Source organism: Flavobacterium yafengii (assembly GCF_030010375.1).
GTDB classification, from domain to species: Bacteria; Bacteroidota; Bacteroidia; order Flavobacteriales; family Flavobacteriaceae; genus Flavobacterium; species Flavobacterium yafengii.
The window spans coordinates 574,788-595,379 of sequence record NZ_JASCRY010000002.1 but is presented as its reverse complement, the minus strand read 5'-3'; the positions used below and the strand labels follow the sequence as shown (position 1 = coordinate 595,379).

Here is a 20,592-nt window from a genome sequence, read left to right as displayed (position 1 = left end):
TCTTGTTGCAAGCAAAGAGGAGGTTAAAATAATGGCTATTTTCACAGTGAAATTAATCCCACTCCAACAATCGTTTTTCGCCTTCTATTTTCTTGATATCGGTAATATCCTGAGACATTTCGATGACGCCTTTGTAATTCTTATCAGCATCCCTGACCGCGAAATAGCGGATGTAAATCAGGCGTTCTTTGTAATTAATCCAAAATGAGGATTCGTTTTTTGTTCCTTTTCTAAATTCATCCAAGATTTTAAGAACGGTTCCTACACTTTTTGGTGGGTGACAAAACTTGACTTCCCGACCAATAATCCCGGCGCTTCTGGGAAAAACACGTTCTTCTCCCCGATTATAGAAAATCACTTTGTCATTTTCATCAACATAAGTCAAATCTAACGGCATAGTTTTAAAAAGTAAATTCACCTGCCCCACCGTCATATATCCTTCATCATAATGAGACGTGTTTTCGAGTGAAAAAGACATTTCTCTTTTGGTAAAATCTTCACTTGGGTGAATGTATTCTTGTTTTGGATAAGGAGCAGGAGCTTCTGGTAGCATCCAACCTATTTCTTCTTCGCCTTTGCGCATTTCAATCCAGTCGGCTTCGGTAAGGAGGTCTAAGGCATTTGGAAACAAAACCGCTTCTTCCATCTGCATCAATCTATAAATTCCATTGACCAAAAAAGGAGTATTAATATTAATTTTCTCCGGATTATTCATTTTAAGATAGTACTGAATTAAACGGAATTGCTCTCTTAAATTATCATGAAAGGACCACATTCCCTGTGAAGGACCGTTCCAACCTTTTTTTTCTAAAAACGGAAAAAGCTGATTTTCTTTACGGGCAAATCGTTTTTCGATAGTATGAAGCTGGTTGAAAATATTCGTATATTTCTGTAAATCATTCTCAGGATTTACAGCTGATAATTCTTCTAAAAGTGCATGAATAATGTCATTTTCCTGAAAGTAAATCTGAACCGGATGTCCTTCGGGAAGTGTTGTGGTATTTGAAATATCGTTCATTATAGTATTTATTTTTGATGTTTAATTTTTTCGTACAATTGCACCAAGGATTGTAATAATTCGACTGGTGTTGTTAAAATTTGATAGTGATTTTGCCCGAACATTTGCGGCAGATAATATTTTGCCTGAGCTTCAATGGCCAAAGCATAGGAATTAATATTCCTGTTATTGAGTTCCCGAAGTGCTTGTTTCACATCATTGATGCCGTACTTTCCTTCGTATTTATCGTAATCATTGGGTTTTCCGTCAGAAATCAGGATAACCCATTTATTTTTAGTGTTTCTTTTATCGAGTCGTGCGCCGGCATGTCGCAAGGCTGCTCCAATTCTGGTATAGCCATTGGGTTCTATCGCTCCTATTTTATGTTTGGCAATATTCCAGTTTTCATCAAAATCCTTTACCGTTAAATAGGTCGAAAAATTTCGCGTTTTGGAGTAAAAACTATCAATGGAAAAATCAATATTGAACTCGTTTAAGATTTCTCCAAAAAGAATAGAAACTTCTTTCTCCACATCAATCACACGGTTTCCTGCGGCATATCCATCACTGGAAAGACTGATATCCAAGAGGATTAAAATCGATAAATCCTTCTCTTTTTTCCGATTTGAAATGTATATATTTTCCGAAGGTGTCCGTTTCGAATGCACATCAATATACAAATCCGTAATAGCATCAATATCAAATTCGTCTCCTTGTGTCTGGCGTTTTTGCTGTTGCATTCTGTTATTGACATTGGTCAGCATTTTTCGCAAACCCAATAAGGTCGAAGCATTTTTTGAAATGGTCTTTTTACAGTAATTAGGGTCCGTTTTCTGTTGTGATTTCGGATATACTTTACAAAAATTCTCCTTGTAAATACGCTTGCTAAAATCCCATTCGTTATACGTAAGATGGAATCCTTTGGCATCAATTTCGGCACTTTCGGAGATGGAAGTATTCTCAATAAAATCCGATTGATAAACGGAATGTGCCGTATCATCTACCCGAACCGTGTATTTCATATTCAACTCTTCCAATGCTTCCTGATGCTCTTCTAATTCGTCCGAACCATCAAAATCGCGCCAGGTTCCATTGAATTCTTCGGCAGTTTCCACTTTTTCAAAATTGTGAAGCAAAACATAATCTTCCTGTTGTTTTTTATCGACCTCAACAGTAATCACTTCTTCGACCGCTTTTGTTTTTAAAGTGGTTAAAGCCTTATTTTCATTTGCTTTTTTGGTTTTATCAGAGAAATTTTCGAGAATGGTATTGCTATTTTTTTCTATTTCATTTTGCATCCATTTGCCATACAGCCAAGAAAAATCAGGAGCATTTTTTCCGTTTTCTTTTTGAATGAAATGCAGTTTTGTTTCGGTATGAAATTTTTTATCGATAGAAAATTCTTCAAACAAAATGGACAGAATTTTTTCAGAGGTTTCAAATGCTTTTTGTTGTGAAAGTGCCAAAGGCTGGTCTTTTTCTTCCAAAGTCCAATTCAAATTCAATCGCTGTTGTACGCTCAGATACAAAATTCTAAAAAGATAAAAAGTAAGGTTATCTTTTTTCGTAGGTAATTTGGAAAAAGAAATGGGGAGAAAAAAATTATTGTTTTTATATCCTCCTTCTCTTTCGGCAGGGAAAATTTCGATTGGTTTACCCGTCAAAGCACGAGCCAAAATAGTCAATCGAGGTTTTATGTCATTAAGCGTTACAGTTCTTGCAATAATTTCGGGATGTATCTTTTTACTTTTTTTTAAGTGTCTGAATAACTTCCCAACTATATATTCGTCTATTTCGAAACCCATCTTTTCCAAGTGTTCAGTGATCAGTTTTTAGTGATCAGTTATATTAGTGAACCATAATTTAATCGTCAGTGCTCAGTAATAGTATTCATTTTTAGTATTTATTTTTATTTTGATAAAAGTAAAAGTAGCTTTCTTATCAATGGAACACTTATTTAATCATTCATGCAACTGAACACTAAAAAAAACTGACCACTGACCACTCTTTTCTATATCATCAAATCACACAAATCCTTCAATGCTTCCACCGTTTGTAAATCATCGGTTAACGGTTCTACAATAGCCACATGAACCGACAATCGTTTTGGAAGACCTGAATGAATAATTTTGGCGGCATCCACTAAAAGTCGGGTCGAAACGGTTTCTGTCAACCCTAATTCGGTTAGGTTTCTGATTTTGTTTCCAATGGCTACCAGTTTTTTGGCGACATCTTGATCAACATTCGTTTCTTTTACCAAAATTTCAGTTTCAATTTTCGTTTCCGGATATTCAAAAGAAACGGCAATAAATCGCTGACGAGTCGATGGTTTTAGTTCTTTAAAACCTCTTTGATAACCGGGATTAAAGGAAGCAACCAACATAAAATCGTCATGGGCTTTCACGGTTTCGCCTAATTTGTCAATGAATAATTCTCTTCTGTGATCCGTCAAGGAGTGAATGGCTACAATAACGTCTGGTCGCGCTTCGGCGATTTCATCCAAATAAATAATCGCTCCTTCTTTTACGGCAGTGGTTAATGGTCCATCCAGCCAAACCGTTTCGGCACCTTTTATGATAAATCGTCCAATTAGATCCGTTGAAGACGTTTCTTCGTGACAACTAATTGTGATAATTTTTTTATCCAATTGATGTGCCATGTATTCCACAAAACGGGATTTTCCGGTTCCGGTTGGCCCTTTCAAGAGGAAAGGTATTTTGTTTTTATAGGCGTGTTCAAAGACTTCTTTTTCTTTGCCTACGGCGTGATAATATGGGATATTTACTAACATTTTTTTATTTTAGAAAAAAACCAGAACACGATAACTATTGTTTTTTCGGAAATGCAATTCTAAAAAACGGTGGTTAAAGCATTCTGGAAATTTTATTTTAAGTATTCCGTTACACGAAAAAGGTTTCAGTTTTAAATCACTGTTTTTCCTTTTTTCTCACTTGTTCCTGTTAGATTTTCAATTATATGGCCATCGATTTTATATCCATCTGCTCTATGTCCTTGATTGTCTGTTTCAAGAGCTTCATCTGTAGGTCTTCCGTATTTGATAAAATCAAAAATAAATAGACCAATTCCTATGGTAAACATGGTGGCACAAATAAGAAGCACTACAAAATGGATGCTGATTTCGCTTTGAACAACCATGAAATCCATTTTCATTTTTCGTTCCATATAGACTTGAGCAACTCCGGCAACACCAAAGGCTACAGTCATTCCCAAGATTCCAATATTAGACAGCCAGAAAGCCATCATACCTTGTGCACTTTCGTAGCGTTTACGTCCCGTTAGATTGGGTAAAGCATAACTAATCATCGCTAGAACAATCATCGCATAAGCGCCCCAGAATGCATAATGAGCGTGCATTGCTGTTACTAAAGTTCCATGCGTATACAAGTTTGTTTGTGGTAAAGTATGAGCAAAACCAAGCAATCCTGCACCGACAAAAGAAACAATTGCGGAACCAATAGTCCAGAATAAAGCAATTTTGTTCGGATGACTTTTTTCCCCTTTTCTGTACATGTTTACAGCAAATAATGCCATCGCTAAGAAAGCCAAAGGTTCCAAGGCAGAGAAAATTCCACCAACGATTAACCAAATTTTATTTACTCCAATGTAGTAGTAGTGATGCCCTGTTCCCAAAACTCCCGAAAGAAAGGTAAGACCAACAATTACGTACAACCATTTTTCGATAACTTCTCTGTCCACTCCAGTTAACTTGATCAATAAGAACGAAAGGATACCTCCCATAATTAATTCCCAAACACCTTCAACCCACAAGTGAACCACCCACCAACGGAAAAATGAATCCATTACCTGACTGTCAAACCAAATCATTCCGGGTATATAAAGCAAGGCTGCAAAAAACAATCCCATTGATAGTACTAAAGCTGTAGTGGTTTGTCGTTTTCCTTTATAAAGCGTACCTAAAATTATGAATAAGAACAACAGTACATTTACAACTACTAAATAGTCTAATTCTCTCGGAATTTCAAGAAATTTCCTTCCTTCCCAATGGTTGAAGTGGAATCCAATTATGGTAACAACACCAACAATAGCTAAGGAAATCAGTTGAACATAAGCCCATTTCACGCTTATTAATTCGCGTTGCGCTTCTTCGGGAATAATGTAATATGCCGCACCCATAAAACCGGTTAACAACCATACCACCAATAAATTAGTATGCACCGCTCGTGCCACGTTAAAAGGGATAATTTCATGTAATCCTTGAATTCCTATTCGGTCAAAGCCCATGATAAAGCCATAGACAATTTGCAGCGAGAACAAAAGCATGCACAATGCAAAAAACCAGTAGGCTACTTTCTGTGATTTATATTTCATTTTTAAAAATTTTAATTATTTTCTTTAGCTAAAGGGGAAACGATTCGGTCGAAACCATTTAAGTCGAGTTTTCCAATCCATTCGAAATAAGCAACCATGGCATTGGCATCCGCTTCATTCATTTTATAAGCTACCATTTTTCGCCCGTTTGGTGCCCAAGGAATAGGCGACATCAAAACCGCTTTGATATATCCTTCGCCGCGACGATCCATCACTTTTGTCAACTCGGGAGCATAATACCCTCCTTCGCCCATAATGGTATGACAGCCCATACAATTGTTGGTCTCCCAAATTTCTTTTCCTCTCACTACCTCTTTAGTAATCTTACTGTAGTTTGTTTGATCATTTCTTGGCATGAACGAATAAATGGTCAATCCTATAAAGATTAAAAAGGTGACCAATGTTCCTCCTAAAAAAAATGCTCTTGCCTGTGATTTTGAAAGCATAAGTATCCGTTTTTGTTAGTTAATAAATGTACGCTAAATCCAAATAAAGGATAAAAATATCTTTTATTTGTTTGTTGCAAATTAATAGCTTTAAAAAAAGCTAAAACATGATAAAAATCATCTTTTGATTATTTTTTAAATTATAAATTAATATTCATTAAAAATGATTTTAAAAAAACACATACTACTTGTAATAAGCACTTTATAAATAAAATTAATTAAAAAAATTAATTAAAGATAAATTTGTCTTTTATTAAAAATAATGATTATTTTTGTCTAAATAAATTTTAATAGAAAACAGATCTTATGGAAACTTTAGAGAAAATAACAATCGGAGAATACGTTGCAAAAGATTTTAGAACCGCCGCAATATTTTCAAAATACGGAATAGATTTTTGCTGCAAAGGCAATCGAACAATCGATGAAGCTTGCGAAAAAAAGGATGTTGATACGGATCAATTAATGGAGCAGTTAAACACTGTTTTGGCAACCAAAAATGACAGTACTATAGATTTCAAAATTTGGCCTTTGGATTTATTGGCAGATTATATTGAGAAAACCCATCATCGTTATGTAGAAGAAAAAACGCAAATTTTGCTTCCATTTTTAGACAAACTGTGCAAAGTACATGGAGCAAATCATCCTGAATTATTAGAAATCAATGAACTGTTTATTGGTTGTGCAGGCGAATTAGCGCAACACATGAAAAAAGAAGAACTGATTTTATTTCCCTTTATCAAAAAAATGGCAAAAGCAGCGCTTACCGACGAACCAATTGCCAAACCACAATTTGGAACTGTAAAAAATCCAATTGCCATGATGATGGAAGAGCATGAAGCCGAAGGAGATCGTTTTGTTAAAATAGCTGCATTAACCAATAATTATACGCCACCGGCCGATGGTTGCAGTACGTTTCGTGTGACTTATGCCATGCTAGCTGATTTTGAGCAGGATTTACACAAACACATTCATTTGGAAAACAACATTTTGTTTCCAAGTGCGATGCTTTTAGAAAAAAAATTCTCTGAACAAGAATAAATAAACCCCAATAATCTAACCTTAAACCATCACATGCTATGGAAAAATATGTTATCAAAAGAAACGGCGAATACAAACCTTTTGAGAGTTTTAAAATAAAAGACGCGATTGAAAAAAGCTTTCAGAGTGTTTCCATAGCATTTGATGAAATCCTTTTTGAAAAAATTATTCAGGATTTACAATCCAAAGAAACCTGGGCCGTGGAGGAAATTCAGGATTTAATCGAGAAAAACCTTTTTGAAAAACAGTATTTCGAAGTCATGCGTTCCTTTATGTTATTCAGACATACGCGCAAATTGCAACGTGAACATGTGAATGGTTTAAACGAAGACACCACTTACGTTGACAGCACACAAACCATCGAGGAATACATCGAACAAACGGATTGGCGCATCAATGCCAATGCCAATACCTCCTACTCTAATGCCGGATTGGTCAATAATGTTGCCGGAAAAATTATTGCTAATTATTGGCTCGACAAAGTATATACAAAAGAGGAAGGGTATGCGCATCGCAATGGCGATATCCACATTCACGATTTAGATTGTTTGACCGGATATTGCGCCGGTTGGAGCCTGAGGGTGTTGCTCAACGATGGTTTTAATGGCGTTCGCGGACGCGTGGAAAGCAAAGCGCCTTCCCATTTCAGAGAAGCTTTGGGACAAATGGCGAATTTTCTTGGGATTTTGCAAAGCGAATGGGCCGGAGCGCAAGCCTTCAGTTCGTTTGACACCTATTTGGCTCCCTATGTTTTCAAAGATGATTTGTCTTTTGAGGATGTCTTGAAAGCGGTTCGCAGTTTTGTTTACAATTTGAATGTTCCTGCGCGTTGGGGACAATCGCCTTTCACGAATATCACTTTGGACTGGGTTGTTCCCGATGATTTGAAAACCCAAATTCCGACGAAAAACGACTATCATTTTTTCGAAAACAATTTTGATTATGATCTCTTGTTGCGAGCCCGAGAAAGAGGCGTTACAAAAGTAACCGAATTGCGTTACGAGCATTTTCAAAAGGAAATGAACCTCATTAACAAAGCGTATTACACGGTAATGACCGAAGGCGATGCCAACGGACAGCCGTTCACTTTCCCTATTCCAACAGTAAACATTACCGAAGAATTTGATTGGGATGGAGAAAATACCGATTTGCTTTTTGAAAATACAGCCAAAATCGGTTCTTCCTATTTCCAGAATTTCATTGGAAGCCAATATGTTTTGGATGAAAATGGTAATAAAACAGAAAATGAAAACGCGTATAAACCCAATGCCGTTCGCAGTATGTGTTGTCGTTTGCAACTTGATTTAAGAGAACTGTTAAAACGAGGAAACGGACTTTTTGGAAGTGCCGAAATGACGGGAAGCATTGGCGTAGTGACCATTAATATGGCACGTTTGGGTTATTTATTCAAAGGAAATAAAGAAGAATTATTCAAACAATTAGATCGATTATTATATATTTCTAAATCTACTTTAGAGAAAAAAAGAGTATTTATCCAAGAAATGTACGACCGCGGTTTGTATCCCTACACCAAACGATATCTGCAACATTTCAGGAATCACTTTTCAACCATTGGTGTAAACGGAATGAACGAAATGATTGCGAATTTTACCGGAAATCAAGATGCCATAACTTCATCGTCAGGAATCGAATTTGCATCAGAAATCTTGGAACATATTCGGAACCGAATGAAAGAATTCCAGGAAGAAACCGGGAATTTATACAATCTGGAAGCCACACCGGCCGAAGGTACCACCTACCGTTTTGCCAAAGAAGACAAAAAACGTTTCCCGAACATTTTGCAAGCCGGACAGGGCGAAAATATTTATTACACAAACAGTTCCCAGATTCCGGTAGATCACACGGAAGACCCTTTTGAAGCGTTGTTTTTACAAGACGAATTGCAATGTAAATATACCGGCGGAACGGTTTTACACTTGTATATGAGTGAAAAAATCAGTTCTCCAGAAGCCTGCAAACAGTTTGTAAAGAAAGTAATATCCAATTTTAAATTGCCATACATCACCGTTACGCCAGTGTTTAGCGTGTGCCCGGTTCATGGGTATTTGAATGGTGAACATGAATATTGCCCAAAATGCGATGAAATTCTAATTGAAGATAAAAAGTTTAAAGTTGAGTTATAAAACTTTAAAACCATTAAGAAATTAAATTCCATTAAGCCAAAACACACTTAATTTTCTTAATGGTTCAAAAAAATAATTTTAATTTTTTAAACCATAAAAAAATATGAAAACAACAAACCCAATTTTAGAACAAAACCAACATTTGAGAACCAAATGTTTAGTATACACAAGAGTAATGGGCTATCACAGACCCGTAGAAAGTTTCAATATTGGAAAAAAAGGAGAACACAAACAGCGAACTCATTTCAGTGAAGGAAAATGTTAGTACTCCCATTTACAGCATAACGCCTTTTACTTTATTAGATTATGCGCATAAATCAGCTTGCATTCTTTGGTTTGCAGGCTGTAATATGCGTTGTTTGTATTGTTACAATCCTGAAATCGTGCTTGGAAAAGGAACTATTTCATTCGAAAAAGCGCTTACTTTTCTTCATTCCAGAAAAAATTTATTTGACGCAGTGGTTTTTAGCGGAGGTGAATGCCTGTTGCATAAAAACAGTATCCAACTCATAACCGAAGTCAAAAAAATGGGCTTTTTGGTGAAAATTGACACCAATGGTTCGCGACCTGAGGTTTTGCAACAATTACTTGAAAATCAATTGATCGATTATGTGGCGCTGGATTTTAAAGCCATGCCCGTTCATTTTGAAAAGATAACGCAGTCCAATCTTTTTCTGCCCTTTGAAAAATCGTTGCGTTTATTAGTCGAAAGTGGGCTCCCGTTTGAAGTTCGCACCACGGTGCATTCGGATTTGATTGATAAGAATCACATGCAAGCCATGATACAGTATTTAGAACAGCAAAACTATCAGGGAAATTATTACATCCAGCATTTTGTAAATGGAGTGACAACGTTAGAAAAATTGGGCTATTCTGTTAAGGAATTGGAAAAGGAAAATCTTTCTACCGCAAGTATTAAAGTACATTTTAGAGGTTGATTCTAAAGTAGAGTTGCTGAGAAAGCGTATCTTTAAAAACAAATAAAATTTACATGAACCATCATTTTTTGTTAATTGTCCATCTTTTAAGTGCCACAGTTTGGGTGGGCGGACACTTGTTGTTGGTCTTTGGTCATTTACCACAAGCCCTTAAAGAGAAAGACCCAAGCATCATTCTAAATTACGAAAAAAAGTATGAGCCTGTAGGAATGACAGCTTTGGTTTTACTGGTCATTACGGGAATTTTAATGGCTTATAAATATGGCGTTAGCATTGAATATTGGCTCCAGTTTGCCACTCCTATTGAGAAAGTGGTTTCTGCAAAATTACTTTTATTGTTCTTGACGGTAGCCTTCGCCTTGAGCGCACAGTTTAGGGTAATTCCCAAACTTAAAAATAATCCAGACAAGTTGCCTGAAATGGCGTTTCATATACTATCCGTTACGATAATTGGTGTATTGATGCTCATTTTTGGTTCCTTCATCCGTTTTGGCGGGTTTTAAATTTATGCCTTATGATATCAAATAAACCATTAAAAAGAGCTCCGGAATTACAACCTTTAAGCCACGATCATCATCATGGTTTGCAATTGTGTTGGAAAATACGAACCGGTTTTTCGAAGCAAATTGAACCCGATCGCATCAAAAAATATTCGGACTGGTTTTTTAAAACGCATTTAAAACCTCATTTTGAATTGGAAGAAAAACACGTTTTTCCCATTTTAGGAGCAGAAAATGACCTTGTAAAAAGAGCGTTGACAGAACATCGTCGTTTGAAACGCTTATTCAAGCAAACTACCAATATAGAAAAGTCTTTAGGACTCATTGAAGAAGAATTGGATGCACACATTCGTTTTGAGGAACGCATTTTATTTGTTGAAATCCAAAAAATAGCCACCCAAGACCAATTGGCTAAAATCAAAGAAATTCATACCGAAGAATCTTTTGAAGAAAAGGACGATGATCCTTTTTGGATTTAAAAAAATAGCCAACCCAAAGAATAAAGAATAGCACTTATTTCTATAAATTTGTAAAAAAACAATTATGTTTTCTAAAACCTGTGAATACGGAATCCGAGCCACCATTTTTATAGCATCAGAATCCTATCAAAATAATAGAGTTGGGCTTAGAGATATTGCTAAAAAAATAGATTCGCCAGAGGCTTTTACGGCCAAAATTTTACAAATACTATCCAAGGATAACATCATCCATTCCATTAAAGGCGTTGGTGGCGGATTTGAAATCCCGAAAGAATCCATGAGCCAAATAAAACTATCCCAAATAGTAACTGCATTAGATGGAGATCGCGTTTTTACCGGTTGTGGTCTGGGATTAAGTCACTGCTCCGAGGATCATCCTTGTCCGGTTCACGATAAATTTAAGTCCATCAGAAATGAATTGGCTTTCATGCTCGAAAACACCAATCTAGAAGAATTAGCAATGGGAATAAAATCTGGCGATACTTTCTTGCGGTATTAATTAAAAGTAATCTTATATTTACAAAACTGTTTTTTATCACAAGGTCTACCTGTTTTTGGTGCATTGGAGCTATTTTATGTGTGCTTATACCAAGTTAGAGCTATTTTGGAAAAGCCTCGTGTAAAGCTAAAACCTTATAAACAGAAGGTAAATTTTTTATTTCTAAAACTTCCACATCTACAATATAAGCTAAATGAAATGGATTTTCTTCAATATCTAACATTCTGCTTTTTGTAGTTGGATCGTCAAAAATTACTTTTAAAGCGGAGCCATAAATTGAGTCTATAAATCCTCTATCAATCGCTTTTGACTTATCATCATATTTAGCTGAATCCCAATAAAATAGAACTTTACTTTCTTTTCTTTTTTCTGGCTCTTTTAGTTTTTCTTTTTCACGTAAAATTCCATTTTGAATAGCATTAGCTTCAATACTATTGAAATTCATATTTATTGTAACAGCCCCAAAATTAAAGTCTCCATTAAAAATCATGTTTGAACCGTTATCTTTTGCAACCGGTTTAATAATGTTATTAAAATTATTGCAATCTTTTAAATCAAAATCTTTAGGTTTTACCTCTGTTTTTCCTAAAAAATAATCAAACCCCATTTTTAAGAATGCAGTAAAATCAATTACTGAATTTGAATTCTCAACAAACGGAAGAACTAAAGGAACTAAATCAGACAATTCAGTAATTATACTTCCAGATTTTATCTCTTTTATATAAAGTTTAGTTTCTGGCTTTAAACTGAAAGAATCATTTTCAGATAAAAATTTATAATATTGACTTCCCAATGAACTAAAAGAATCCGTAAAATCAGTTAATTCAACAGGTCTTTTATTTTCTATTTTTATCGTTAATTTAGCTTCTGACATTTTTTTATAATAAAGTTCATGTTAAATGTAATAAAATAAAAACAGGATACAAGTGCAGTTTGCATAAAGTATGACTTTGGCTTTCTCATATGACTCGGATTTGATTACCACCACTCCACAAAGTTTCCCTCTAAATAATTTTCTCGTTAAGGCTGCGCAAATTTCTCTGACTTTGCGCAATTTGCTGAATCCACGCTATCAAAATTACGCTTATAAAATTTCTATTTTTTAAAACCAAAACCTAACATTTATCATATTTTCTGATTTTTTTAGCATGTAGCTTTGGTAAAAATAGTAATCATGCAATTCTGGAAAAAAATCACCCCAACAGAAAGGCAAATTCGCATTCAAAAAGCATTAGGCGAGAATGTGAATTTCTCTCATGATGCCTCTTTGGGGTATCCTGCATCCAAGTTAGATGGAAAAGTATTCAATGAAGATGCTCAATTTCTAAAAGATGCGCCCATTTTACAAACCTATGTTGCCAATCCCAATCATATTGGCTGCCATACTTTTGGCACTTCTGAAAAAGCTTTCAGAGGAACACAGGAAATAGAACGAGAAGTTTTGAATGTGCTCGCCGTTGATGTTTTTAAAGCTGAACCCAATTCCTTTGACGGTTATATTGCTCCTGGTGGCACCGAAGCGAATATTCAGGCCATTTGGATGTATCGCAACTATTTCATGAACAAACTGAATACGAGTCTGTCCGAAATTGCTATAATAGCGTCAGAAGATACCCATTATTCCATTCCGAAAGCGGCCAATGTATTGATGCTGGATTGGTTAAAAATCCCTGTTGATTTCGAAACCCGCTCTATTGATATATTCGCGCTAGAAAATAGTATTATCAATGCTAAAAAACGCGGAAAAAAATATTTTATCGTAGTTTCTAATATGGGAACGACGATGTTTGGCGCGATTGATAACCCGAATGATTATATTGAAATTCTCGAAAAACACGACTTAAAATACAAATTACATATTGATGCCGCTTATGGTGGTTTTGTATATCCGTTTAGCAATAAAGCCTCCGAAATCAATTTTGAAAACCCAAAAATCAGTTCCATCACCATCGATGCGCACAAAATGCTTCAGGCTCCTTATGGAACGGGAGTTTTTATTTGTCGAAAGGGATTAATCGAAAATGTTTTGACAAAAGAAGCCGAATATGTCGAAGGAATGGATTTGACGCTCTGCGGAAGCCGTTCTGGTGCAAATGCCGTAGCGGTTTGGATGATATTATTTACGTACGGCCCATTTGGATGGTGTGAAAAAATTCGGATTTTACAAATGAGAACAGAATGGTTGTGTGAACAATTAGATGCGTTACACGTGAAGTATTTCAGAGAACCTTTCATGAATATTGCAACCATTCAAGCCGAATATATTACGCCAGAATTAGTGAAAAAATTCGATTTGGTTCCCCAAAAACACGACGGAAATAATCAATGGTACAAAATTGTAATTATGGATCATGTCGAAATAGACCATTTGATGGCTTTTATAACAGACTTAAAAACTACACTTCAACAGAAAAACGAAATTATTCCAGTGTAATACACTATAAAATCCGCTTCTAAAATTTGAAGTGGGAATGCATAACAAATGATGTTTTTTTTAAACTTAACTAATGAAAAATCTTAAAGAGCGCATACTGGAATTGAAAAAAGAGAAAAATGCGGTTATTTTAGCCCATTATTATCAAGAAGCCGATATTCAGGATATTGCAGATTATGTGGGTGACAGCTTGGGATTATCACAAGAAGCCATGAAAGTGGATGCCGATATCATCCTTTTTGCCGGCGTACATTTTATGGCCGAAACTGCCAAAATATTAAACCCGACAAAGAAAGTAATTCTGCCCGATTTGAAAGCAGGTTGCTCACTGGCGGAATCGTGTCCACCGGATTTATTCAAAAAATTAATTGATGAACATCCCGATCATATTGTCATCACTTACGTGAATTGTTCTGCCGAAATTAAAGCGTTGAGTGATATTGTCTGTACCTCATCGAATGCTTTGAAAATAGTGGAATCCATTCCCAAAGAAACGCCCATTATTTTTGCACCGGATAAGAATTTAGGAAAATACATCATCAGCAAAACAGGAAGAGACATGCTGCTTTGGGATGGTTCCTGTGTGGTTCATGAAGCTTTTTCGCTGGATAAATTAATCGAAGTCCATAAACAATTTCCTGATGCAAGCATCATTGCACATCCCGAATCGGAAACACATATTCTGCAAACAGCAAGCTATATTGGTTCAACAGCAGGGATGATTGACTATGTAAAAACAAATCCGAACAATCAATTTATTGTGGCTACCGAAGCGGGAATTTTACATAAAATGCAACAGGAAGTCCCGCATAAAATATTGATTCCGGCTCCTGCAAAAGAGGATAACACCTGTGCTTGCAGCGAATGTGGCTACATGAAAATGAATACATTACAAAAAGTGTATGATTGCTTGCTTACTGAAAGCCCGGAAATTGATGTCCCTGAAAATATTAGAAAAAAAGCCTTAGTTCCCATTGAACGAATGCTTGAATTATCAAAATAATGATTGCTACAAATTACTTAATCATTGGTTCTGGCGTGGCAGGATTGACTTTTGCCATAAAAATTGCAGAACGATTTCCTGATAGAAAAATCACGATAATTACCAAGTCGAACGAAGATGAATCCAATACAAAATATGCGCAAGGCGGGATTGCCATTGTCACTGACGAAACCGAAGATTCGTATCAAAAACACATTGACGACACCCTCATTTGCGGAGATGGTTTGTGTGATGTTGATGTCGTCAAAATGGTCGTCACCAAAGGCCCGAAACGATTGAAAGAACTCATAGCGTGGGGTGCCAAATTTGATAAAACGGTCAAAGGAAATTTTGATTTAGGCAAAGAAGGCGGCCATTCACGCAACAGGGTGGTACATCATAAAGACCAAACGGGTTATGAAATTGAGCGTGCCATTTTAGAGCAAGTGCATCAAAAAGAAAACATAACCGTTCTGAATCATTATTTTGCTCTTGATTTGATAACCCAAAACAATCACTGTTTTGGCGCTTATGCCTTGCATGAAAAAACAAACGAAATTATCACATTCAAATCTGATTTTACGGTGCTGGCCACTGGTGGAATAGGCCATCTTTACGGTCATACCACCAATCCAGTTATAGCAACCGGAGATGGTATTGCCATGGCTTTTCGTGCAAATGCCGCTATCAAAGACATGGAATTCATTCAATTTCATCCTACCGCTTTATATGATGCTTCAGCAGGATCTAAATTTTTAATTTCGGAGGCCGTTCGAGGTTTTGGAGCGTATTTGCGTACCCAAAAAGGACTTCGGTTTATGATGAATTATGATGAAAGAGGCGAATTAGCATCCAGAGATATCGTTTCGCAAAGCATTGATTTGGAACTAAAAAAATCAGGAGACGATTGCGTTTATTTAGATTGTACCCATCTGGATTTATACGCTTTTATCAAGCACTTTCCCATGATTTATGAGCGTTGCAAAAGCATTGGGATTGATATAGCAAAAGACTGGATTCCCGTGGTTCCCGCACAGCATTATTTGTGTGGCGGAATTACAGTTGATAAAAACGGAAAAACATCTATAGAAAATTTATTTGCCTGTGGCGAATGTTCCCGTACAGGATTACATGGTGCCAATAGATTAGCCTCTAATTCCTTGTTGGAAGCGCTCGTATATTCAGAGAAAATTTATGATTATTTGGCTCATGTTTCTATTGAAAAAAGCCAATTCAATGGGATTATCTCGAATTGGGAATCTGCTGAAAAACCTAAAATCAGTTCGGATTATTTGGCTAAAATGGAAGCCAAATTACAGCTTTTGATGCGTCAGAATGCAGGAATTGTGCGAAATGAATTGGATTTACCGAAAGCCAAAGAACAGCTTTTACATTGGAAAAATGAAATGGAAGAAATTAGTAAAACCCATCAAATTAGTGTTGCGCTGTACGAATTACTAAACATGATTACTATTGGGAATTTAATTGTACAGCACTCCATTGAACGGAAAGATAACCGTGGTGGTTTTATGAAAGTCTACGATTTATGCGAATAAAGAAATCAGTTCGCTTTTATAAATATCGAATTGACTGAAAATCTCATTTTTAGTGCTTTCGAAAAAGGGAGTTGCTGAAAATAAATCCTCATAATATCCAATTCCTAAAAGCAAATTATTTTTAAACGAATTCCATTTTTTAATTTGTCCCAAAGTTATTTCTTCAGTAACCGCTGAAATTTCATTTTTCAGATAATCCAAATACATTTTTAACTCTTTGACAAATAGATTTGGTCGATTGATAACCGTCAACACAGAAGCGTTTTCATAAATATGCTGTACCATTTTAGACAGTGAAACTTCTTGGTCAAAATACGCCATGTTGGGCCCTGGACAAATGATTACGCCTTGCACCTGCCCTTTTATCTTAATGTCATTTTCAAGATACGAAGCATTGGCTAAACCCACACAAAGACAAGTTTTTTTTCAGTAATACTGTTTTTCTTTTTTCGAAAACTGCTGCAGTTAAAATATCTTTTTCAAGTAGTAATTCTTCCAGTTTCAAGTCTTGGTATTTCTTGGAAGACGTACAAATTCCTTTCGCGTCGTATTCTTTGCTTAACGCCAAAAATCGTTTTGGACACGAACCCCCGCTTTGCTTTCCTCAATTCGTTTCAATTTCAATTTTTCATTCGTCGTTTCTCGCAACGTATTGAAAGGAATTCCCAACGGCGAAATATGACTTAAATACAAATCATCTTCTTTGGCTCCAGTCAATAATGCTCTGGTGTGTTGGGCAGCATGGCGATGTAATTTTCCAAAGCTGATTTGCTTTCGGATAATTCCGTTTTGAAATTTTTGGGTTTTTCCTTGACGATTTTGTCTACCAAATTCAAATAAGAAGTAATTCGTTCTGCGCTATAATCATGTATTTTTTCGGGTAATTTCCTGATACCGTAAATCGAATTTCTTGCAGTAAAAAGCATTCATTTTTTCGATAAGTTCATCATCCATAATTGAAACCACGGATGAAGTTCCATACTTCACCACTCGTATCGGACTATCAATCGTATAAGGGAGTCCCATAACCGGGATATGAAAAGTATGAAGTGGTTTAAATGTTGTCATGCCTGAATGATTTAATAAATAAACCACAAAAGTTGAGAAACAAAAAACTATAAAAACTGATAAATATCATATGCTATACTACTTTAATAAAATACTTTAGCCATTATTTTTTTATGTGAAATTTTAGTAAACCAATACTTTTTTCTGATCATATTTTATGATTTCAATCATATTCCTATTGATTTTATAAAAATTATATTTGTATTCGTTGCAAATTTTCGCCTTTTTTTTATTGCTAATAAACTATAATTAATTCCAATTTAATTATGCAAATAGACATAGATTTATTGTTCTCATGGGGTGCTGTTGCCAAAAAATACAAAAAAAATGAAGTTATTTTTCAGGAAGATGAAATAGCCCATTTTTATTATCAAATCATTGATGGAAGCGTGAGAATGTTTAACTCAAATGACGAAGGAAAAGAGTTTACTCAGGGGCTTTTTTGTATAGGAGAGAGTTTTGGCGAACCCCCTTTATTTATTGACCAACCGTATCCATCTAAAGCGATTTGCATTCAGGACAGCACTATCATAAAATTATCAAAAGATAAATTTTTAAAAATTCTTGACGAATATCCCGTAATCCAAAAAACATTTTTGGTTTTACTTGCCAATAAAATTCACTCAAAATCCAATACTTCAAAAGAGATCATCAACCAGAAACCGGAGTTTAGAATTCTTGCCTTTTTGAACACACACAAAAGAAAATCCGAATGTACCGGCAACAAAGTATTAGTTCCTTACACGCGTCAGGAAATTGCAAATTTTACCGGTTTGAGAGTCGAAACGGTGATTCGTGTTTTTTCAAAAATGAATGATTGCAATAAAGTTGACATCATTAATCACAAAATATTTTATTAAAAAAATGAAATTAAACATACAGTTTTGGCTTAAATTTTCCTTGTTAAATCTTTGCATCGTTGCCGCTCTTGGCGTTTTAATGCGTTATAAAATTGGTTTTGAATTTCCTTATTTCAATCAAAAAAACATCTTACATTCCCATTCCCATTTTGCATTTTCAGGATGGATCAGTCATACATTGATGACATTAATGGTGTATTATCTTCAGAATAAAACCACCGACTTTCAAGTCCATAAATACCAAAAAATAATTATAGCCAATCTCATTTGTTCTTACGGGATGCTGATTTTCTTTATTATTCAGGGATACGGGATGATTTCTATATTTTTCTCAACGGTATCGATTCTGGTTTCCTATGTTTTTGGCTATTATTACATCAAAGATTTGAGAAAACTGGATGCTGATTTTGCCGCAATAAACTGGTTTAAGGCCGCCTTATTTTTTAATATTATTTCCTCTTTTGGGACTTTTTACTTGGCTTATATGATGGCCAGTAAAAATGTCATACAGGATTTATATTTAGCATCTATTTATTATTTTCTTCATTTTCAATATAACGGTTGGTTTTTCTTTGGTTGCATCGGTTTGTTTTTTGGTTTTTTAAACCTCAAAAAATCAGAACATTCCTTTTACGACAATTCCTTTAAGCTGTTTGCTATTTCTTGTATTCCTGCCTATTTTTTATCCACACTTTGGTTGGATTTACCGATTTGGCTTTACGCTATCACCGTTTTTGCTGCAATAATTCAGGTTTTTGCCTGGTTTAAACTTCTTGTCATTTTAGTGCAAACGAAAAAAGAGTATTTGAAAAACTTTGCGCTTTTATTACGCTACATCTTACTCTTTTCCTGTTTGGCATTAAGCATAAAATTCATCTTGCAATTGGGTTCAACAATCCCATCTTTAAGCCAGCTTGCCTTTGGTTTCAGACCAATTGTAATAGCCTATTTACACTTGGTTTTATTGGCGGTAATTTCGTTGTTTCTGTTGTTTTACATTTATGCCAATCATTTAATTTTCATTACTAAAAAGATAAAAATTGGCTTAGTTCTATTTTCCATTGGCGTTCTATTAAACGAGTTGGTTCTCGCTATTCAAGGTGTTGCATCGTTCACTTATACTATTATTCCGTATGTAAATGAACTTCTTTTTGCAGTTGCAATAATTTTACTTTTAGGAATAGGATTTATTACTTATTTTTCAATCAAAAAAGTTAAAAATAACCCGCCTTTATGATTGAACTCATAGAATAAATAATTGATAATTAAGTACTTTGCCATATAAAACCAAAGTAACCTTAATTATGAAAAAATCAATTCAATTAGTAGCAGTCGTTTGTTTCTTTACCATTTTTGGTTGCAAACAAAATAGTGAAGCTTCCCCTCCAACAACAACAGAAACCACAGCAACCCAAGGTACCGGACAGTCTGCCGTGGTTGATGATACTTCCAGTCCAAATATCGTTCAGACAGCCTCAGGAAGTAAAGATCACTCTACTCTTGTAACAGCAGTAAAAGCAGCAGGATTAGTGGATGTATTGAGCAATGCTGGGCCATTTACAGTTTTTGCACCAACAAACGCTGCTTTTGATAAACTTCCAAAGGGAACTCTTGAAGGATTATTAGAACCCGGGAAAAAAGATGATTTAAAAAATATATTAGAATACCACACTTACGTTGGAAATCTAAAGACCGAATACATGCAAGACGGGCAGGAATATGAACAAGTGAATGCCGGAAAAATAAAAATCACAAAAAAAGGAGACAAAGTATTTGTAAATGGTTCCGAAATTGTCGCTTCAATACCAACATCAAACGGAATTATACATGTAATAAATGATGTATTGCTTCCAAAATAATTATTAATTCATTTTACCAGATTGAAAAAAGCGTAAACTAAAATAGTTTACGCTTTTTTATGCTTTTTCAACCTATTGTTTTATACATCATGGCCATTGCAATATTCACCGCTCTTTGTTTAATTTCTTCTGCTTTTTCTCCCGTAAATAACTCATCAACAGTTGCATTGAACAAGGCATTCCAATGTTGAAAATGAGCTTTGGTCATTGTACTTTTTTGATGTAATTCCTTGTGTTTTGCCATCGGATTTCCGACAAAATTACCTGTAGAAAACATAATATTTTCCCAGAAATCATACATTTTAGGTAAGTGATCTTCCCAATTTACCTTGGCTACATCCGTAAAAAAATAACCGATTTTAGCATCCGTTTTTATTTTATCGTAAAAAGTGTTTACCAGTTTCTCAATGTCATTTCTGTTTTTTATATCTGTTTTCATCTC

The 20,592-nt window shown here is 35.3% G+C and carries 23 protein-coding genes; 13 read left to right on the top strand and 10 right to left on the bottom strand.

Translation table 11 applies throughout. The features are described 5' to 3' along the window. Nucleotides 1-52: 52 nt before the first annotated feature. From QLS97_RS09980 to QLS97_RS09960, 5 genes are all read right to left on the bottom strand, one after another. Nucleotides 53-1,018: a DUF438 domain-containing protein gene (locus tag QLS97_RS09980; protein WP_282716374.1), complete on the bottom strand. Its 966-nt coding sequence runs from the start codon at nucleotides 1,016-1,018 to the stop codon at nucleotides 53-55. Nucleotides 1,019-1,026: 8 nt separating this feature from the next. Next, entirely contained in the window at nucleotides 1,027-2,802 is a 1,776-nt protein-coding gene (locus QLS97_RS09975; RefSeq protein ID WP_282716372.1) for a nitric oxide reductase activation protein NorD, read from the bottom strand. A gap of 206 nt (nucleotides 2,803-3,008) precedes the next feature. Next, nucleotides 3,009-3,788 (bottom strand): CbbQ/NirQ/NorQ/GpvN family protein, encoded by a 780-nt coding sequence (locus QLS97_RS09970; RefSeq protein WP_282716370.1) that lies wholly within the window; start codon nucleotides 3,786-3,788, stop codon nucleotides 3,009-3,011. Nucleotides 3,789-3,919: 131 nt separating this feature from the next. Next, nucleotides 3,920-5,347 carry a cbb3-type cytochrome c oxidase subunit I gene (locus tag QLS97_RS09965; RefSeq protein WP_282716369.1) on the bottom strand — a complete coding sequence of 476 codons (1,428 nt, stop codon included), beginning with the start codon at nucleotides 5,345-5,347 and terminating at the stop codon, nucleotides 3,920-3,922. A gap of 11 nt (nucleotides 5,348-5,358) precedes the next feature. After that, nucleotides 5,359-5,793 (bottom strand): c-type cytochrome, encoded by a 435-nt coding sequence (locus QLS97_RS09960; protein ID WP_282716368.1) that lies wholly within the window; start codon nucleotides 5,791-5,793, stop codon nucleotides 5,359-5,361. Between the two features lie 306 nt (nucleotides 5,794-6,099). On the opposite strand from QLS97_RS09960, the gene ric reads away from it, so the two are divergent. The 7 genes from ric (at nucleotide 6,100) to QLS97_RS09925 (ending at nucleotide 11,391) form a co-directional block, all read left to right on the top strand. Further along, the gene (gene ric / locus QLS97_RS09955; RefSeq protein WP_282716367.1) at nucleotides 6,100-6,831 is read left to right on the top strand and encodes an iron-sulfur cluster repair di-iron protein; all 732 of its coding nucleotides are present in this window, start codon (nucleotides 6,100-6,102) and stop codon (nucleotides 6,829-6,831) included. Between the two features lie 38 nt (nucleotides 6,832-6,869). Beyond that, nucleotides 6,870-8,975, top strand: coding sequence for a ribonucleoside triphosphate reductase (locus QLS97_RS09950; protein ID WP_282716366.1), 2,106 nt, complete (start codon nucleotides 6,870-6,872; stop codon nucleotides 8,973-8,975). A gap of 103 nt (nucleotides 8,976-9,078) precedes the next feature. Next, nucleotides 9,079-9,240 (top strand): anaerobic ribonucleoside-triphosphate reductase, encoded by a 162-nt coding sequence (gene nrdD / locus QLS97_RS09945; protein WP_282716364.1) that lies wholly within the window; start codon nucleotides 9,079-9,081, stop codon nucleotides 9,238-9,240. Then, complete coding sequence (locus tag QLS97_RS09940) at nucleotides 9,224-9,913, top strand: anaerobic ribonucleoside-triphosphate reductase activating protein (protein WP_282716363.1); 690 nt, start codon at nucleotides 9,224-9,226, stop codon at nucleotides 9,911-9,913. Before nrdD ends, QLS97_RS09940 begins: the two co-directional genes overlap by 17 nt. A gap of 53 nt (nucleotides 9,914-9,966) precedes the next feature. Further along, entirely contained in the window at nucleotides 9,967-10,416 is a 450-nt protein-coding gene (locus tag QLS97_RS09935; protein WP_282716362.1) for a CopD family protein, read from the top strand. Between the two features lie 11 nt (nucleotides 10,417-10,427). After that, nucleotides 10,428-10,892: a hemerythrin domain-containing protein gene (locus QLS97_RS09930; protein ID WP_282716361.1), complete on the top strand. Its 465-nt coding sequence runs from the start codon at nucleotides 10,428-10,430 to the stop codon at nucleotides 10,890-10,892. A 64-nt stretch (nucleotides 10,893-10,956) separates the two neighbouring features. After that, entirely contained in the window at nucleotides 10,957-11,391 is a 435-nt protein-coding gene (locus tag QLS97_RS09925) for an RrF2 family transcriptional regulator (protein ID WP_282716360.1), read from the top strand. A gap of 100 nt (nucleotides 11,392-11,491) precedes the next feature. On the opposite strand, the gene QLS97_RS09920 is transcribed toward QLS97_RS09925, so the two are convergent. After that, the gene (locus tag QLS97_RS09920; RefSeq protein ID WP_282716358.1) at nucleotides 11,492-12,265 is read right to left on the bottom strand and encodes a hypothetical protein; all 774 of its coding nucleotides are present in this window, start codon (nucleotides 12,263-12,265) and stop codon (nucleotides 11,492-11,494) included. A gap of 300 nt (nucleotides 12,266-12,565) precedes the next feature. Between QLS97_RS09920 and QLS97_RS09915 the strand changes: the two genes are divergently transcribed. The 3 genes from QLS97_RS09915 (at nucleotide 12,566) to nadB (ending at nucleotide 16,363) form a co-directional block, all read left to right on the top strand. Further along, nucleotides 12,566-13,825: a pyridoxal phosphate-dependent decarboxylase family protein gene (locus tag QLS97_RS09915; RefSeq protein WP_282716356.1), complete on the top strand. Its 1,260-nt coding sequence runs from the start codon at nucleotides 12,566-12,568 to the stop codon at nucleotides 13,823-13,825. Between the two features lie 73 nt (nucleotides 13,826-13,898). Beyond that, nucleotides 13,899-14,828 carry a quinolinate synthase NadA gene (gene nadA, locus QLS97_RS09910; RefSeq protein WP_282716355.1) on the top strand — a complete coding sequence of 310 codons (930 nt, stop codon included), beginning with the start codon at nucleotides 13,899-13,901 and terminating at the stop codon, nucleotides 14,826-14,828. Continuing rightward, on the top strand, nucleotides 14,828-16,363 hold the full coding sequence (gene nadB / locus QLS97_RS09905) for an L-aspartate oxidase (protein ID WP_282716354.1): 1,536 nt from the start codon (nucleotides 14,828-14,830) through the stop codon (nucleotides 16,361-16,363). Before nadA ends, nadB begins: the two co-directional genes overlap by 1 nt. Here the strand turns inward: nadB and QLS97_RS16915 are convergent. The 3 genes from QLS97_RS16915 to QLS97_RS16905 form a co-directional block, all read right to left on the bottom strand. Further along, complete coding sequence (locus tag QLS97_RS16915) at nucleotides 16,352-16,771, bottom strand: hypothetical protein (RefSeq protein ID WP_345956945.1); 420 nt, start codon at nucleotides 16,769-16,771, stop codon at nucleotides 16,352-16,354. The genes nadB and QLS97_RS16915 overlap by 12 nt on opposite strands. 150 nt (nucleotides 16,772-16,921) lie before the next feature. After that, the gene (locus QLS97_RS16910) at nucleotides 16,922-17,080 is read right to left on the bottom strand and encodes a hypothetical protein (RefSeq protein WP_345956944.1); all 159 of its coding nucleotides are present in this window, start codon (nucleotides 17,078-17,080) and stop codon (nucleotides 16,922-16,924) included. Nucleotides 17,081-17,227: 147 nt separating this feature from the next. Continuing rightward, the gene (locus QLS97_RS16905; RefSeq protein WP_345956943.1) at nucleotides 17,228-17,431 is read right to left on the bottom strand and encodes a hypothetical protein; all 204 of its coding nucleotides are present in this window, start codon (nucleotides 17,429-17,431) and stop codon (nucleotides 17,228-17,230) included. A 266-nt stretch (nucleotides 17,432-17,697) separates the two neighbouring features. On the opposite strand from QLS97_RS16905, the gene QLS97_RS09895 reads away from it, so the two are divergent. The 3 genes from QLS97_RS09895 to QLS97_RS09885 all read left to right on the top strand — a co-directional run bounded on the left by QLS97_RS09895 (nucleotide 17,698) and on the right by QLS97_RS09885 (nucleotide 20,150). Next, the gene (locus tag QLS97_RS09895; protein WP_282716352.1) at nucleotides 17,698-18,291 is read left to right on the top strand and encodes a Crp/Fnr family transcriptional regulator; all 594 of its coding nucleotides are present in this window, start codon (nucleotides 17,698-17,700) and stop codon (nucleotides 18,289-18,291) included. 4 nt (nucleotides 18,292-18,295) lie between these two features. Beyond that, nucleotides 18,296-19,528, top strand: a complete 1,233-nt coding sequence (locus tag QLS97_RS09890; RefSeq protein ID WP_282716350.1) for a hypothetical protein — start codon at nucleotides 18,296-18,298, stop codon at nucleotides 19,526-19,528. Nucleotides 19,529-19,595: 67 nt separating this feature from the next. Continuing rightward, complete coding sequence (locus QLS97_RS09885) at nucleotides 19,596-20,150, top strand: fasciclin domain-containing protein (protein WP_282716348.1); 555 nt, start codon at nucleotides 19,596-19,598, stop codon at nucleotides 20,148-20,150. 67 nt (nucleotides 20,151-20,217) lie between these two features. Here the strand turns inward: QLS97_RS09885 and QLS97_RS09880 are convergent, their stop codons facing one another. After that, entirely contained in the window at nucleotides 20,218-20,589 is a 372-nt protein-coding gene (locus QLS97_RS09880) for a group III truncated hemoglobin (protein ID WP_282716346.1), read from the bottom strand. Between the last annotated feature and the right edge of the window lie 3 nt (nucleotides 20,590-20,592).